The sequence below is a fragment of the Bradyrhizobium sp. 2TAF36 genome, from assembly GCF_052114925.1.
Lineage (GTDB): Bacteria > Pseudomonadota > Alphaproteobacteria > Rhizobiales > Xanthobacteraceae > Bradyrhizobium > Bradyrhizobium barranii.
Genome location: NZ_JBFRFR010000075.1, coordinates 1 through 14,793 on the forward strand (window position 1 = coordinate 1; position 14,793 = coordinate 14,793).

The 14,793-nt window shown below is 65.0% G+C and carries 14 protein-coding genes; 6 read left to right on the forward strand and 8 right to left on the reverse strand.

From position 1 onward, the window contains the following. Positions 1-205: 205 nt before the first annotated feature. From AB4Z51_RS34285 to AB4Z51_RS34295, 3 genes are read right to left on the reverse strand one after another with little or no spacing between them, the layout of a single operon-like run. On the reverse strand, positions 206-1,963 hold the full coding sequence (locus AB4Z51_RS34285; RefSeq protein WP_441498875.1) for an NAD+ synthase: 1,758 nt from the start codon (positions 1,961-1,963) through the stop codon (positions 206-208). A 17-nt stretch (positions 1,964-1,980) separates the two neighbouring features. After that, the gene (locus AB4Z51_RS34290) at positions 1,981-2,334 is read right to left on the reverse strand and encodes a diacylglycerol kinase (protein ID WP_014496149.1); all 354 of its coding nucleotides are present in this window, start codon (positions 2,332-2,334) and stop codon (positions 1,981-1,983) included. Positions 2,335-2,338: 4 nt separating this feature from the next. After that, the gene (locus AB4Z51_RS34295; protein ID WP_441268362.1) at positions 2,339-3,727 is read right to left on the reverse strand and encodes a class II 3-deoxy-7-phosphoheptulonate synthase; all 1,389 of its coding nucleotides are present in this window, start codon (positions 3,725-3,727) and stop codon (positions 2,339-2,341) included. A gap of 182 nt (positions 3,728-3,909) precedes the next feature. Between AB4Z51_RS34295 and AB4Z51_RS34300 the strand changes: the two genes are divergently transcribed. Then, positions 3,910-4,806 carry an alpha/beta hydrolase family protein gene (locus AB4Z51_RS34300; protein ID WP_441268363.1) on the forward strand — a complete coding sequence of 299 codons (897 nt, stop codon included), beginning with the start codon at positions 3,910-3,912 and terminating at the stop codon, positions 4,804-4,806. A gap of 2 nt (positions 4,807-4,808) precedes the next feature. On the opposite strand, the gene AB4Z51_RS34305 is transcribed toward AB4Z51_RS34300, so the two are convergent. Both AB4Z51_RS34305 and AB4Z51_RS34310 read right to left on the reverse strand, forming a co-directional pair. Then, positions 4,809-6,119, reverse strand: a complete 1,311-nt coding sequence (locus AB4Z51_RS34305) for an ATP-binding protein (RefSeq protein WP_441498876.1) — start codon at positions 6,117-6,119, stop codon at positions 4,809-4,811. After that, on the reverse strand, positions 6,116-6,778 hold the full coding sequence (locus tag AB4Z51_RS34310) for a response regulator transcription factor (RefSeq protein ID WP_441268365.1): 663 nt from the start codon (positions 6,776-6,778) through the stop codon (positions 6,116-6,118). Before AB4Z51_RS34310 ends, AB4Z51_RS34305 begins: the two co-directional genes overlap by 4 nt. A gap of 227 nt (positions 6,779-7,005) precedes the next feature. Between AB4Z51_RS34310 and AB4Z51_RS34315 the strand changes: the two genes are divergently transcribed. The 3 genes from AB4Z51_RS34315 to AB4Z51_RS34325 all read left to right on the forward strand — a co-directional run bounded on the left by AB4Z51_RS34315 (position 7,006) and on the right by AB4Z51_RS34325 (position 9,076). Next, positions 7,006-7,755, forward strand: a complete 750-nt coding sequence (locus tag AB4Z51_RS34315; RefSeq protein WP_441268847.1) for a COG4705 family protein — start codon at positions 7,006-7,008, stop codon at positions 7,753-7,755. 121 nt (positions 7,756-7,876) lie between these two features. Beyond that, on the forward strand, positions 7,877-8,215 hold the full coding sequence (locus AB4Z51_RS34320) for a hypothetical protein (RefSeq protein ID WP_441268848.1): 339 nt from the start codon (positions 7,877-7,879) through the stop codon (positions 8,213-8,215). A gap of 69 nt (positions 8,216-8,284) precedes the next feature. Further along, positions 8,285-9,076 (forward strand): COG4705 family protein, encoded by a 792-nt coding sequence (locus AB4Z51_RS34325; protein ID WP_441268366.1) that lies wholly within the window; start codon positions 8,285-8,287, stop codon positions 9,074-9,076. Positions 9,077-9,087: 11 nt separating this feature from the next. On the opposite strand, the gene AB4Z51_RS34330 is transcribed toward AB4Z51_RS34325, so the two are convergent. Continuing rightward, a complete protein-coding gene (locus AB4Z51_RS34330) occupies positions 9,088-9,351 on the reverse strand; it encodes a hypothetical protein (protein ID WP_441498877.1) in 264 nt (87 codons plus the stop codon). A 187-nt stretch (positions 9,352-9,538) separates the two neighbouring features. Then, positions 9,539-11,023 carry an aldehyde dehydrogenase family protein gene (locus AB4Z51_RS34335; RefSeq protein ID WP_441268367.1) on the reverse strand — a complete coding sequence of 495 codons (1,485 nt, stop codon included), beginning with the start codon at positions 11,021-11,023 and terminating at the stop codon, positions 9,539-9,541. Between the two features lie 112 nt (positions 11,024-11,135). On the opposite strand from AB4Z51_RS34335, the gene AB4Z51_RS34340 reads away from it, so the two are divergent. After that, positions 11,136-12,218, forward strand: a complete 1,083-nt coding sequence (locus AB4Z51_RS34340) for a substrate-binding domain-containing protein (RefSeq protein WP_441268368.1) — start codon at positions 11,136-11,138, stop codon at positions 12,216-12,218. Positions 12,219-12,344: 126 nt separating this feature from the next. On the opposite strand, the gene AB4Z51_RS34345 is transcribed toward AB4Z51_RS34340, so the two are convergent. Then, entirely contained in the window at positions 12,345-13,136 is a 792-nt protein-coding gene (locus AB4Z51_RS34345) for a response regulator transcription factor (RefSeq protein WP_441268369.1), read from the reverse strand. Positions 13,137-13,556: 420 nt separating this feature from the next. Here AB4Z51_RS34345 and AB4Z51_RS34350 point away from each other — a divergent pair, with 420 nt between their 5' ends. Next, positions 13,557-14,789: an acyl-CoA dehydrogenase family protein gene (locus AB4Z51_RS34350; protein WP_441268370.1), complete on the forward strand. Its 1,233-nt coding sequence runs from the start codon at positions 13,557-13,559 to the stop codon at positions 14,787-14,789. Positions 14,790-14,793 lie beyond the last annotated feature (4 nt).

A 14,793-nucleotide genomic window follows, 5' to 3' on the forward strand; every position in this document is an offset into this window, starting at 1 on the left:
GGTCGCATCGATCGACTTGACCAATGGCCAACCTGTCAGTGATGTGTCCGAACAGGTGTCAGCCATGTCTCCGGACTAAACAGAAGGCGGGGCATCCAGTAACCCGTGTCAGCAGTCGGTTCCTACAATGCCCGCCACGGAGTACTGGATCATCCGCCTTCGCGGATGATGACAGGGGTGGGGCGCCATCGCCGCGCGGCTCGCATCAGCCCTCGAACGCGTCGATCGACGCCTTGCTGCCGCGCGAGACCAGCGTCTCGTCCGCCGCAGGCGACGRCTCGCCCTTATCGCGAAAGYGGTTGGTGATGGGATAGCGGCGGTCGCGGCCGAAATTCCGGGCCGTCACCTTCACGCCCGGTGCGGCCTGGCGGCGCTTGTATTCGGCGACGTTGAGCAGATGATCGATGCGGGCGACCGTCTCGCGGTCGAAGCCGGCGGCGATGATCTTGTCGAGCGGCTCCTCGCGCTCGATCAGACGCTCCAGGATGCCATCGAGCACGTCGTAAGGCGGCAGCGAGTCCTGGTCGGTCTGGTTCTCGCGCAGCTCCGCCGTCGGCGGACGCGTGATGATATCGGGCGGAATGACCTCGCCCGCGGGCCCGAGCGCGCCGTCGGGCTTCCAGTGGTTGCGCAGCGCGGCCAGCCGAAACACCTGCGTCTTGTAGATATCCTTGATCGGATTGAAGCCGCCGTTCATGTCGCCATAGAGCGTGGCGTAGCCGACCGACATTTCCGACTTGTTGCCGGTCGTCACCACCATCAGCCCGGTCTTGTTGGAGATCGCCATCAGCAGCGTGCCGCGGGTGCGGGCCTGCAGGTTTTCCTCGGTGATATCGGGCGGCAGGTTCTTAAAGATGCCGGACAGGATGGTCTCGAAGCCGGTCACGGCTTCAGCGATCGGCAGCACCTCGTAGCGGATTCCGAGATGCCCGGCGAGTTCGCCCGCGTCCGCGATCGAGCTCGCCGCGGTGTAGCGATAAGGCAGCATCACGCCATGCACCTGGTCGGCACTGAGCGCATCGACCGCAATCGCCGCGCAGAGAGCGGAGTCGATGCCGCCGGAGATGCCGAGCAGCACGCCGGGAAAGCCGTTCTTGGCGACGTAGTCGCGCAAGCCCAGCACGCAGGCCGCATAGTCGGCGCGGTCGCCCTCGGGCTGCGCGGCAATCGGCCCCGCGCAGCGCCAATCCTCGCCGTTCCTGGTGAAGCGCAATGTGGTGACGCTCTCTTCGAACGCCGGCAATTGCGCCGCAAGCGAGAGATCGCCGTTGAGCGCGAAGGAACCGCCGTCGAACACCAGCTCGTCCTGGCCGCAAACCTGGTTGAGATAGACCAGCGGCAGGCCGCTCTCGGTGACACGCGCCACGGCGACCGACAGGCGCACGTCGCTCTTGTCGCGGGCATAGGGCGAGCCGTTCGGCACCAGGATGATCTCGGCGCCGGTCTCGGCCAGCGTCTCGACCACGTTCTCGTAATCCTCGGACTCCTCCAGCCAGATGTCCTCGCAGATCGGCACGCCGATGCGCACGCCGCGCACGGTCACGGGACCTGCGGCAGGGCCGCGCGAAAACAGCCGCTTCTCGTCGAACACGCCGTAATTCGGCAGATTGCACTTGAAGCGCAAGGCGGCGATTTTTCCGCCATCGAGCAGCGCGCAGGCATTATGGAGCCTGCCGTCCTCGATCCAGGGCGTGCCGACCAGCACCGCCGGGCCGCCATCCGCAGTCTCGCGCGCGAGCGCCTCGATCGCGGCGCGGCAGGTGTCCTGGAACGCCGGCTTCTGTACCAGATCTTCCGGCGGGTAGCCGGCGATGAACAATTCCGGAAACAGCACGAGATCGGCGCCGTCGGACCTGGCTTGCGCGCGCGCCGCACGCACCTTCGCGGCATTGCCCTCGATGTCGCCCATGGTCGGATTGAGCTGGGCGAGCGTGACCGCGAATACGTTGAGACGTTCGGTCATGGCCGCCGCACTCCGCTTCAGAGGAACCCCAATCGCTCGACGATGGCGATGATCCAGAATGCGCCGGCCATCAGCAGCGCAACGCCGACCGCGGCCGAGCCCATGTCCTTGACGCGGCCGATCTGCTTGTCGTGATCCATGGTCAGCCGGTCGGCAAGCTTCTCGATCGCGGTGTTGAGCAGCTCGACCGTCAGCACGAACGCGACCGAACAGACCAGCTCGACCGCCCGCAGCGCCGTCGCGGCGACGAACCACGCCAGCGGCACCGACAGGATGAGCGCAAAAATCTCCTCGCGAACGGCCTGCTCCGACCGGAACGCGAAGGCCAGACCGTTGCGTGAATTGATCGTCGCCTTCCAGATCCGCAGCAAGGTGTTAGAGCCCCGCGGCGACCGGCATCGGCCTGGCCTTGCCGGCGCGTTCCTGCTTGAGGAGCTCCGCGACCAGGAAAGCCATGTCGATCGATTGCTCGGCATTGAGGCGGGGATCGCAGACCGTGTGGTAGCGGTCGTTGAGATCCTCGTCGGTGATCGCGCGGGCGCCGCCGATACACTCGGTGACGTCCTGGCCGGTCATCTCCAGATGCACGCCGCCGGCGTGCGTGCCCTCCGCCGCGTGGATGGTGAAGAACGACTTCACCTCCGACAGGACGCGGTCGAACGGGCGTGTCTTGTAGCCTGACGTGGAGGTGATGGTGTTGCCGTGCATGGGATCGCACGACCAGACCACAACCCTGCCCTCACGCTTCACGGCGCGGATCAGTCCCGGCAGATGGTCGGCAACCTTGTCGGAGCCGAAGCGGTTGATCAGCGTCAGCCGGCCCGGCTCGTTGTCGGGGTTGAGCACGTCGATCAGCTTCAAGAGCTCGTCGGGCTTGAGCGACGGGCCGCACTTCAGGCCGATCGGGTTCTTGATGCCGCGGAAATATTCGACATGGCCGTGATCGAGCTGACGGGTGCGGTCGCCGATCCAGATCATGTGGCCCGAGGTCGCGTACCAGTCGCCGGTGGTGGAATCGACGCGGGTCATGGCCTGCTCGTAGCCGAGCAGCAGTGCCTCGTGGCTGGTGTAGAAATCGGTCGCGCGCAGCTCCGGATGGCTCTCGAGGTCGAGGCCGCAGGCCTGCATGAAGTTGAGCGCGTCGGAGATACGGTCAGCCAGCTCCTTGTAGCGGCGGGACTGCGGCGAGTCCTTCAGGAAGCCGAGCATCCATTGATGCACGCTGCCGAGATTGGCAAAGCCGCCGGTCGCGAACGCCCGCAGCAGGTTCAGCGTCGCAGCCGACTGGCGATAGGCCATCAGCTGGCGCTGCGGATCCGGCACGCGCGCTTCCTTGGTGAAGGCGATGTCGTTGACGATGTCGCCGCGATAGCTCGGCAGCTCGACGCCATCAATCTTCTCGGTCGGCGACGACCGCGGTTTTGCGAACTGGCCGGCAATGCGGCCAACCTTCACCACCGGCACCGCGCCGGCATAGGTCAGCACCACCGCCATCTGCAGCAGCACCCGGAAGAAATCGCGGATGTTGTTGGCGCCGTGCTCGGCAAAGCTCTCGGCGCAATCGCCGCCCTGGAGCAGGAAGGCCTCGCCGGCCGCAACGCGCCCCAGCGCCTTCTTCAGATTGCGCGCCTCGCCCGCGAACACCAGCGGCGGAAAGGTCGCAAGCTGCGCCTCGACGTCGGCCAAGGCCTTGGCGTCGGGATAATCGGGCACCTGTAGCACCGGCTTGCTGCGCCAGGACTCGGGCGTCCACCGCTCGGACATCGCAATCTCTCCGTGAAGTAAAAAAGCACAACCTGATCTGTGGGTTGCGAGGGCCGCCTTATACACAGCCCGGTCCCCGGCCGCCAGTTGTAAATCCATTTCGCACTGCAAACCCTTGCGGGGAAAGCCGAATTCGCATTTGCTGAGGGCTGGCAAGGAAACCGGCAGGACATCGGCTGCCCATGGACGCGGCGCGCGACGACGTTTTCATCGACGAGATCACCTTCCCGGCGACGGACGGGTATCCGCTGGCAGGCACCCTGTTCCTGCCGCGCGGCACCAAACGCCATGCCGTGCTGATCAACTCCGCCACCGCCGTCCCGCGAAAGATCTATCGCGGCTTTGCCTCCGACCTCGCCCATCGCGGCTGCGCGGTCCTGACCTACGATTATCGCGGCATCGGCGATTCCCGGCAGCCGGCGATGGTCGGCTACAACCAGCCGAAATCGCTGGTCGGATTCAAGGCCTCGATGTCGGACTGGGCCGCGCAGGACGTCACCGCTGCGGTGCGCTGGATGCGCGAGCGCTACACCACCCTGCCGCTCGCCTATGTCGGCCACTCCTTCGGCGGCCAGGCGCTCGGGCTGATCGAAAACAACAGCGACATCTCGCGCGCCGCCTTCGTGGCCTCGCAGGCCGCGACCTGGCAGCTGATGGCGTCGCCGGAGAAATATCGCGTCTACGCCTTCATGAATTTCGTCGGCGTACCGCTCGTCCACGCGCTCGGCTACGCCCCGGCCTGGGCCGGCATCGGCGAGGATCTGCCCAAGGGCGTCTTCCTGCAATGGGCCGACTGGGTCTCCAGCCCGCGCTATCTGTTCGACTCCAAATTGCCGGCGCTGGAGAACTTCGCAAAGTTCAAGGGCGAGCTGCGCGCGCTCTGCTTCTCCGACGATCCCTGGGCGACGCGGCCCGCGGTCGAGCTGCTCGCGAGCGGCTTCTCCGCGATCAAGCCGGAGGTGCTGACGGTGAAGCCGTCCGACGTCGGCGCCAAGGCGATCGGCCATTTCGGCTTCTTCCGCCCCGAGCACCGCGACACGCTGTGGCGCGGCGTGGCGGAATGGATCCAGGGGGAGTGATATTACGCGGCCGCCGCGGGCAGCTTGATGACGATCCGTAATCCGCTTCGTTCGCCCTCCGTGATGTTCGCAGCGTCGATCGATCCCCCAAGCCGATCGACAATCCGCTTGACGATCGAGAGGCCCAGACCGACGCCCTCGCCTTCCGGCCGCTGCCCACGGAAAAACGGCTCGAATATCCGGCCTATCTCGTCGGGGGACACGCCTGGTCCATTGTCCTCGATCCGAAGCACAGCCATGGCGCCGTCCCGGTAAATCGCCACATCGATCCTGCCGCCCGCCGGCGTGAAACGGAGCGCGTTGTCGAGAAGATTGCGGATCATGGCTGCGAGCATGACCGGCTCGCCGCGCACCGGAACAGACTCGGCCCGTTCGAAACCAAGATCGACGCCGCGGCTGATCGCCTCCCGCAAGAGATCGGCGATGACGCTCTTCGCCGCGTGATCGAGCTCCACAACCTCCCATTGCCCGCAATCGGTGGGCGCAGCGTCGTGTCGCGCCAGCGCAAGCAACTGCTCCAGAAGATGCTTGCTGCGACTCATGCCCTGCCGAAGCGCCGCAAGGCGCTCGCGCGCGGCCGGTGGCAGTTCGACGTGATCGAGATTCTCAGCCTGTACGCTCAACGCCGTCAGCGGTGTGCGCAGTTCGTGCGCGGCGTCCGCGATAAACCTTCGCTGCTGCCCTATCATCTCGTGCATGCGCTGCAACAGGCCGTTGATGGAAGACRCGAACGGATTCAGTTCGCTTGGGAGGTCGCGAAGCGGCAAGGCCGTCATGTCATCCGCACGCCGTGCGTTGAGTTCGTCCGCCAGCCGGACCATGGGTCGAAGCGATCCGGCAATGACAAAGGCGATCACCAGCATCAGGCAAGGGATCAGCGCGGCGATCGGAAGCACGGTGCGGAGCGCCATGTCACTTGCGATCTCATCCCTGACCCCCGTGCTCTGGGCCACGGCAAACCGGCTGCCGTCGGATCGCGTCCTCAGCACCACCCGGACCGGTTTTCCCTGTCGCGTTGCATCGCGCATCCCATCCTGAAGCCGCCACAACTGGCGCTCCTCGGGTGTGCCTTGCGGCGCCCTGCCCAGCTCCATCAGCCAGACTTCGGAATTCTCATCGACCCCATGGAGGTCCTGAGCTCCGGTGAAGCCACCGCTCTGAACGAGGCCCGCGATCTGGATCAGCACGGAGTCCTGCGTCTCGATCGCCTCATCGAATGCCCACCGGTGTGCGAAGACGCCTCCGATGAGCCCGGTCACCAGCACGATCGTCGTCAAGCTGATGAACAGCCGGCCGCGCAGCGAGTTGATCATGGCGCGCGATCCACCATCCATCCCATCCCGCGCACGTTACGGATCGCCTCCGTGCCGAGCTTCTTGCGGATGGTGTGGATCAGGAATTCGACCGCGTTGCTTTCGACCTCCTCGTTCCAGCCGTAAAGCTGCCGCTCGAGCTCGCTCCGCGACAGGATGGTGCCGGGGCGCGTCAACAAAGCCTGGAGCAGCGCGAACTCGCGCGCGGTCAGGAGGGCCGTTTGGCCAGACAGCGAAGCCTCGCGGGTCGCAGGATCGAGACTGAGCTTGCCGTTGCCAAGCACAGCGGGCGCACCGCTGCCTTCGCGGCGAAGCACCGCCCGCATCCGCGCCAGCAATTCGCGTATCTCGAACGGCTTGACCAGATAATCGTCAGCGCCGAGATCGAGGCCTTCGATCCTGTGATCGACGCCATCCCGCGCGGTGACGATAATGACCGGGCACCTGCAGCCATTCGCGCGCAACTGCCGCAGGATATCCCGGCCGTCCGCGTTCGGCAGGCCGAGATCGAGCAGCAGCACCTCGTAAGACTCGGCTGAGGCGGCAACCAGCGCGGACTCGCCGTCTCTCACCCAGTCGACGGCGTAAGCAGCATCCTTCAGCGCCTGTTCGACGGCGGCACCGACCATCCTGTCATCCTCGATCAGTAAAACTCGCAAAGCTCGATCCTCGAAACCGCCGGGCCATCCGGCCGTCAAAATCATGACCGTTCCGACTTAGCGCAGAGTTAGGGAACGCCAGCAGGCCCAAAATGCGGCGAAGGCCGCCCCGCATTGAGAATTCTCGTCCCTAAGCCCGGCCTAAGTCGCCTGCGCGACGGTCTCGCATCGCTTCGGCTTTGGGAGATTTGGGCGTGTCGCAATATTCAGGTTTTGGCGCAAGACGGATGCTGAACAAGGTTCCGGAGGTCACGGCGATCTTCTGGGCCATCAAGATTCTCTCGACCACGGTTGGCGAGACCAGCGCCGACTATCTCGCGGTGCATGTCGGCCTCGGCGCCAGCCTGACCGCGATCTGCATGAGCAGCCTGCTGGTCGCTGCCCTGCTGCTGCAACTGAACCGCCGCGTCTACGTGCCCTGGATCTACTGGCTGACCGTCGTTCTCGTCAGTATCGTCGGCACGCAGCTCACGGATCTCCTGACCGACAAGCTCGAGATCAGCCTCTACATCAGCACAGCGGCGTTCGCTTGCGCGCTCGCCGCGACCTTTGCGGTCTGGTACGGCGTCGAGCGCACGCTATCGATCCACAGCATCGTGACGACGCGGCGCGAGCTGTTTTATTGGACGGCAATCCTGTTCACCTTCGCGCTCGGCACGGCCGCAGGCGATCTTGCCACCGAAGCACTTGGTCTCGGTTTCCAGCTCGGCGTCGCCGCCTTCGGCGTGCTGATCGCGGCGGTGATGATGGCGTATTACTTCGGCGCCAATCCCGTCCTCACCTTCTGGCTTGCCTACATCCTGACCCGCCCGCTTGGCGCCTCGCTCGGCGATCTGCTCTCGCAATCGCGCGAGTACGGCGGCATCGGCCTCGGCACGATCCAGACCAGCATCGCCTTCCTGACCGTGATCGTCGGCCTCGTCGCCTGGGTCTCCTTCGAGGGCGACGGCAGGCGCCGCGCCGATCCGGCGCAATAGCTTCAACCGCGAAATCCCGCTCTCTGCATGAAGCAGGAGCTCCACCAGGAGAAACCACATGATGAAACTGATTTCCGCCGTCGCCGTCTGTCTGCTGACGACCTTCACAGGCGAGCCGCGCATGCATGCGACCCAGCACTTCACCTTCGTGCCGTTCGCAGAAGCCGCGACCGCAAAGCTCGGTGATCTCACGCCGTTCCGGAGCATCGTGGTCGACGTCGCCGCGCTGATCGACAAGGGCGACCTCCCCGCCGCCAAGACAAGAATCAAGGACCTCGAGACCAAATGGGACGAGGCCGAAGCCGGATTGAAGCCGCGCGCGGCAGCCGATTGGCACACCGTCGACAAGGCGATCGACCGCGCGCTGGAGGCGCTGCGCGCGGGCGCGCCGGATGCGGCGAAGTGCAAACAGGCTGTCGCTGACCTGCTCGCGGCCATGGATACCGCCGCGAAATCCTGACGCTTCTGCGCGCCACCATCCCGTCAGCCGCGGATCCCGGTCCGCGGCTGACGCATCAACGAGGACACAATGGAAGATCAGACCAAGAGCAACATCACCAGCGAGAGCAAGGTCCCCGAGGTCACGCTCGGTTTCTGGATCATCAAGATCGCCGCCACCACGCTCGGCGAGACCGGCGGTGACACCGTCACCATGACGCTGAACTGGGGCTATCTGGCCGGGACTTGCCTGTTCCTCGCGGCCATGATCGTCCTGGTCGCGGCGCAGGTCCGCGCGCGCAAATTCAATCCGGCACTGTATTGGGCCACCATCGTCGCATCGACCACCTTCGGCACCACGATGGCTGACTTCGCCGACCGGTCGCTTGGCATCGGCTATACCGGCGGCTCGACGCTGCTCCTCACTTGTCTCGTGCTGGTGCTCGGCCTCTGGTATCGCGCCGAGGGAACGATCTCGGTCAACAGCGTCAGCACACCGCGCGTTGAGGCCTTCTATTGGGGCGCGATCACCTTTTCGCAAACACTGGGTACTGCGCTCGGCGACTGGATCGCGGATACCGGCGATATGGGCTATCGCGGCGGCGCATTGATCTTCGCGGCCGGACTCGCCGTTATCGCAGCACTTTACTTCTGGACCCGCGTCTCACGCGTCACGCTGTTCTGGACCGCCTTCATCTTGACGCGTCCGCTGGGTGCGACCGTCGGCGACTTTCTCGACAAGCCGCTCGACCACGGCGGGCTGGCGCTGAGCCGGCCGCTGGCCTCGGTCGTGATCGCAGCCTTTATGCTGGTGTGCCTGCTGCTGATTCCGCAACGCGCGGGGCAGCATCCCGGCGACGCCCCAGCGACGGAGCAAGCCTGAATGGCCGAACGTTAGCGGATGATCGTCGTCAGAGACGAGTAGCGCCGGTTCGRCTTGGTCTCGCCCGGCGCAAACTGCGCGAAGGCCTCGCTGACGCGGACCGCCGGCGGCGTGTCGCTGGCGAAGCGGAATTCCTTCGGCCGCGGCGCGTAGAAACTGGCGCTGTAATAGGCGTCGTCGAAACGCGCCTCGCCGACGCCGAACAATGCGTCGCAGACGAACAGGAGCGCGTAGACTCCCGCAACCGCCGCAACGATCTCCCTGAGAACAGACATGTCGATGCCCCAACCTTTTGCAGGCAGGAAGCACGCCGGTTCCAAAGCCGAGGTTTAAGGCAGCGGCCTTCTTGTCCGCAGGGTTTGCCGCCGCTGAGCGGAATGCAGACAATTTTATCGATGTCGAAAAGAGAGCCCGCCTGACCGGACGATCAGGCGGGCCCAGGATTGGCCGATCGGGAGGTTATCAGACGGCCAGATTCATCCAGACAGCCTTGGGCTCGGTGAAATTGTCGAGCGCGGCGGTGCCGTGCTCACGGCCGAGGCCGGAGTCGCGCTCGCCGCCCCAGGGCAGGCGCACGTCGGTGTAGCCATAGGTGTTCATCCAGACCGTGCCCGCACGCGCCCGCTTGGCGAAGCGCTGGAGCTTGCCGATGTCGCGGCTCCAGACGCCGGCGGCGAGGCTGTAGGCCGTGCCGTTGGCGATCCTGAGCGCATCGGCCTCGTCCTTGAACTTGATGACGCTGACGACGGGGCCAAAAATCTCCTCCTGCGAGATCCGCATCTCGTGTGCGACGCCTGCGAACACCGCGGGGCTGATGAAATAGCCGCGATCGCCGACCTTCTCGCCGCCGGTGACGAGGGTCGCGCCCTCCTTCTGGCCGATGTCGACATAGTCGAGGATCGACTTCATCTGCTTCTCGGAGATGACGGGGCCAAGCACCGTCTTGCGATCGAGCGGATCGCCGATCCTGAGCGACTTTGCGCGCGCCGCGAGACGCTCGACGACTTCGTCGTACGCCTTCTCCTGCACCAGCACGCGGGAGCCGGCCGAGCACACCTGGCCGGCATTGAAGAAGATGCCTGAGGCCGCAGCCTTGGACGCCGCTTCGAGATCGGCATCGTCAAAGATGACGTTGGCCGACTTGCCGCCGAGCTCGAGCGAGACGCGCTTGAAGTTGCTGGCCGCGCCCTTCATGATTCCGCGGCCGACGCCGGGCGAGCCGGTGAAGGTCACCTTGTCCACGTCAGGGTGATTGACCAGCGCGTCGCCGACGACCCGGCCCGGACCGGTGACGACGTTGAAGACGCCCGCCGGCAGGCCCGCTTCGAGCGCGAGCTCGGCGATGCGCAGCGCCGACAGCGAGGTCAGCTCGGCCGGCTTCATCACGATGGTGCAGCCGCAGGCCAGCGCCGGCGCGAGCTTCCACATGCCGATCATCAGCGGGAAATTCCACGGCACGATCGCCGCGACCACGCCGACCGGCTCGCGCACTGTATAAGTCAATGCATCGTCACGTACCGGCACGACGTCGCCGCTGATCTTGTCGGCCCAGCCGGCGTAGTAGATCAGCGTGTCGACCGCGGCCGGAAAATCCTGGCGCGTCGTCGCGGAGATCGGCTTGCCGGCATCGATCGACTCGAGCTCGATGATTTCTTCGGCGTGTGCCTTAAGCAGATCCGCCCAGCGCAGCAGGATCTGGCCGCGCTCCGAGGCGCGCATCGTACGCCACGGACCTTCGAATGCCCGGCGCGCGGCTGCCACGGCGTGCTCGACATCGGCCTCGCCGCCTTCGGCGACGACGGCGATGACCTGCCCTGTGGCCGGGTTGAGGGATTTGAAGGTACGGCCGGAGCTCGCGGGGACGCGGCGGCCGTCGATGAGCAGATGCTGCGGCCGGGACATGAATTCGGTCGCCGGAGAGTGCGCAAAGTCATATGCAACAGACATCATATTTCTCCTGTTCTGGTATACCAGACTAGGCGCCTATTGGCTTGAGTAAATATGATATGGTTTGCAAATGGACGTCCCATATATGAAGCGAAGTTCATAAGGAAGACCCATGCTTCAGATTGAGATCGAGGCTGTCTGGCGGTTTCGCCGGGAAGGCAATCCGCGCACCGTGGTGGTGATGCTCGGCGTGCTCAACGAAATCCGGAAGACCGGGAAGATCACGAGTGCGGCCAGCGATGCGCACCTGTCCTACCGGCACGTCTGGAATCTGATCGAGCAATGGTCGGCTTTCTTCGGAACCCCTCTGGTCGAAACCCAGCGCGGCAGAGGCTCGAAGCTCACGCCGTTCGGCGAGCGGCTGGTGTGGGCCGGCGAGCGCATGCAGGCCCGGCTCGGGCCACAGCTCGAAAATCTGGCGCAGGAGCTGGCGAGCGAGATAAAGCCGTTCCTCGAACAGCGCCCTTCGGTGATCCGCGTTCATGCCAGCCACGGCTTTGCCGTGGCAAAATTGCGTGAATTCCTCGATCGCGAGCCCGGCATCGGCGTCGATTTGCGCTATGTCAGCAACCAGCATTCGCTGGTCGCGCTGGCGCAAGGCGCCTGCGACCTCTCCGGCCTGCATCTGCCGCACGGCGCGCTGCGCGCGCAAGGCATCAAGGCTGCGCGCGAATGGCTGGACCCGCGCGAGGATCGCATCATCAGTTTCGTCACGCGCGAGATGGGGCTGATGGTCGCGCGCGGCAATCCGCTGCGCATCGCTTCGCTTCATGACCTCACCGGGCCAAAAGTCCGCTTCGTCAACCGCGACCATGATTCCGGCACGCGCCTGTTGTTCGACCAGCTGCTTGCCGCGAACGGCATCGACGAGAGCAAGATCAACGGCGCGCAGCAGATCGAGTTCACCCACGCCGCCGTCGCGGCCTATGTCGCGAGCGGCATGGCGGATGCGAGTTTTGGCGTCGAGGCGGCCGCCCGCCACTTCGGCCTCGATTTCATCCGCACCCTCACCGAGGACTATTTCTTCGTCTGCAAGCGTGCCTTCCTCGATACCGGGCCAATGCAGCGCATCCTGGAGATCATGCGCAGCGCCGATTTCCGCGCCGCCGTCGCCACCCTGCCCGGCTACGTGCCGTCGGATACCGGCGATGTCACCGGCGTGAAGGCGTTTCTGGAGATGCACGCCGTGCGGTGATGCTCGGCTCGGCAATGATCTCGCGTCCCGCCGATGGGATGCGCGGCACGGGCACTATCGCCAGCGTCCGACCTTCGTCGGTTCACTCAAGTTGATCGTCAACCATATCTGATCCGGCGCGGCACCTTATTGCCGAGCGCTCGGACTCAGCAGGCAGGCCGCAAGCTCGGTGCGGTTGTGCACGCCGAAGCGTCGGCACAGGTTCGCGACGTGCTCCTTCACGGTCTGATCGGAAATCCCCATCTCGCGGGCGATTTCCTTGTTGGTCTGGCCGCGGCAGACCCGGATGGCGACGTCCGCGGACCGTGGCGGAAGCGATGCCGAGAGCGTCGCCACCGGCGTCGTTGCCGGCTCGGGGACCCGGATTGCAGCAGGATGGGCGTCGATCGCGCCCGCGTTCGTCATGTTGGTCAAAGCGAGCGAGCCGGCCCGACACAGCATCTCCATGCGCTGCCGCGACCGCATCGTGTACGGCGCGTCCGTATCAGTCGTCGCCGTAAACAGCACGCCGACGATCTTCTGCCCGCACCACAACGGGCCGCCCATGTTGTATGCAAAGCCCCACTCGTGCAGCATCTCGAAGGACGGACTGTGCCGCCATTGCTGCGGACCGATCACCGTTTCGCCGTCGACCGCGCGGCCTTGGGTCATGATGCAGTCGAGCACGGGGTCGCGCTTCCAGAAGCCGGCCCTGTAATTGTCGAGCAGGCCGTCTGCGACGTGCCGGCTGTAGACCAGTTCCGGTTCGAGCCCGTCGAGCAAATAGAGGCCGACGGTCGGCGATCCCGTCAATTCCGTGATCGCGGAGCAGCAGGCAATGCCAAGCGAGCGCACCGAGCGGCTCTCGGCGATGGACATCAGCCGATCTGCGAGCTGGCGCTCGGGCAGACCATCCAAATGCTCCTGCTCGGCTCTCACCGCCACTCCTCGCGCGAACGCGCGGTGCCCTCGGACACACGCGCGTCATTGCCGATTGTTATAGGCTTAAAATTTCTGCCTCGCCTGACCTTTGGTCAAGCGAAAAGAAGCGGCAAAACATGGCTCTCCCGGCCCAGCTTTGCGGCAGAGCAGCATGGCCAACACCCCCCATGATGGGGGATTGCGGCTTTAGCCGCCTCATCTCTAGCATCTTGGCCATCGGGATCGCGTAACGACGTTCGCGCGGTTCCGACGGGGACATCGCTACGCCAACGCGAGCCGTTCGTCGCGCGCACCAACAGTCTTTGGCGCGTGTGGGCGGAGTCTTGCCCGCGACCGGCGTCTGTTCCGCCCGACCCAGATCTTCGCGTCCAGCAGCGTTTCGCGAAGAACCAACAGCCCGACGTGGAGACACCGACCATGAGCCCTTCCGTGCAACTCGTCGTAAAGCCTTCCGCGACCCCGACGGTGGCCGAGTTCCATGCGCGCCTCGACGCGCTGCTACCGCTGGTCGAATCCAGGGCCGCGGAGGCCGAGACACAGGGCTATCTGACTGACGACGTGGTAGCGGCGCTGCGCAAGGCCGGCATCTACACCATGCTGTTCCCGAAGGAGGTCGGCGGCGCCGAGCTTCTGCCTTACGACGCCATGACCGTGATCGAGCGGCTCGCTTACGCACACGCCTCCGCCGGCTGGTGCGTCATCGGCAACAACATGGAAGGCACGACGCTCGCCATCTACATCGAGGACGAAGGCATCAAGAAAGTCTTCGCGGGCGGCCCCGACATCACGATTGCCGGCAACGGCGTGCCGCGCGGCTTCGCCCGACCGGTCGATGGCGGTTACATGATCCGTGGCAACTGGGCCTATGGCAGCGGCATTCAGCACGCCGAGTGGGTCCATTCAGGCTGCTTCGTCACCGACGCATCCGGCAAGGACATGGTGTTCGGCCCGAACGGCCAGCCCAAGATCGTGGTCACCCACCATCCGCGGACGACCATCAAGTTGATGGGCAATTGGGACGTGCTCGGCCTGCGCGCGACGGGAAGTTTCGACTACACTTTGAGCGAGGGCGACGAGCTGTTCGTGCCCACGCACATGACCTACGATTTTGACATTGGCGCGCCGCGCCGAGGTGGCGTGCAGGGTACGCTGGGACTGGCGGGCTACAGCGCCTGGGCGCATTCCGCCTGGGCCGTCGGTGTCGGCCGCCGCATGCTCGACGAACTCGTCAARGTGATCGTCCAGCGCCAGGATCCATTCGGCAAGTCGCGCGACAGCGCGAGCTTCAAGTTCCAGTTCGCGCAGGCTGAAGCTCGTTTCCGCGCAGCACGTGCGTTCGTCCACGAAACCTGGAAGGACGTCTCGGAGACTTGCGCCGGCGGTGAAAGTCCGTCGCTGGAGCAGATGACGATGATCAAGTTGTCACTGCGCCATGTCCACGACGTTCTGTCGGATGTCGCCACCTTCGCGCATCGCGCCGCGCGCGGCGCCTCGCTGCACAACACGCCGATGCAGCGGTTCTATCGCGACATCCATTCGGGCACGCAGCACATCCTGATGGCCGACCAGATCGTCGAAGAGTGCGGCCGTGCGCTGCTCGGCCTCCCCGGCCCTGGTGCGCAATGGACGGTCTTCGGGGTGACGGGCTGAGCAA

Excerpts from the sequence above, each read along its gene's own strand:
- AB4Z51_RS34295 (WP_441268362.1), bottom strand. The coding sequence starts at position 3,727 with ATGTCCGAGCGGTGGACGCCCGAGTCCTGGCGCAGCAAGCCGGTGCTA.
- AB4Z51_RS34300 (WP_441268363.1), top strand. The coding sequence starts at position 3,910 with ATGGACGCGGCGCGCGACGACGTTTTCATCGACGAGATCACCTTCCCG.
- AB4Z51_RS34315 (WP_441268847.1), top strand. The coding sequence starts at position 7,006 with ATGCTGAACAAGGTTCCGGAGGTCACGGCGATCTTCTGGGCCATCAAG.
- AB4Z51_RS34320 (WP_441268848.1), top strand. The coding sequence starts at position 7,877 with ATGCATGCGACCCAGCACTTCACCTTCGTGCCGTTCGCAGAAGCCGCG.
- AB4Z51_RS34325 (WP_441268366.1), top strand. The coding sequence starts at position 8,285 with ATGGAAGATCAGACCAAGAGCAACATCACCAGCGAGAGCAAGGTCCCC.
- AB4Z51_RS34335 (WP_441268367.1), bottom strand. The coding sequence starts at position 11,023 with ATGTCTGTTGCATATGACTTTGCGCACTCTCCGGCGACCGAATTCATG.
- AB4Z51_RS34340 (WP_441268368.1), top strand. The coding sequence starts at position 11,136 with ATGCTTCAGATTGAGATCGAGGCTGTCTGGCGGTTTCGCCGGGAAGGC.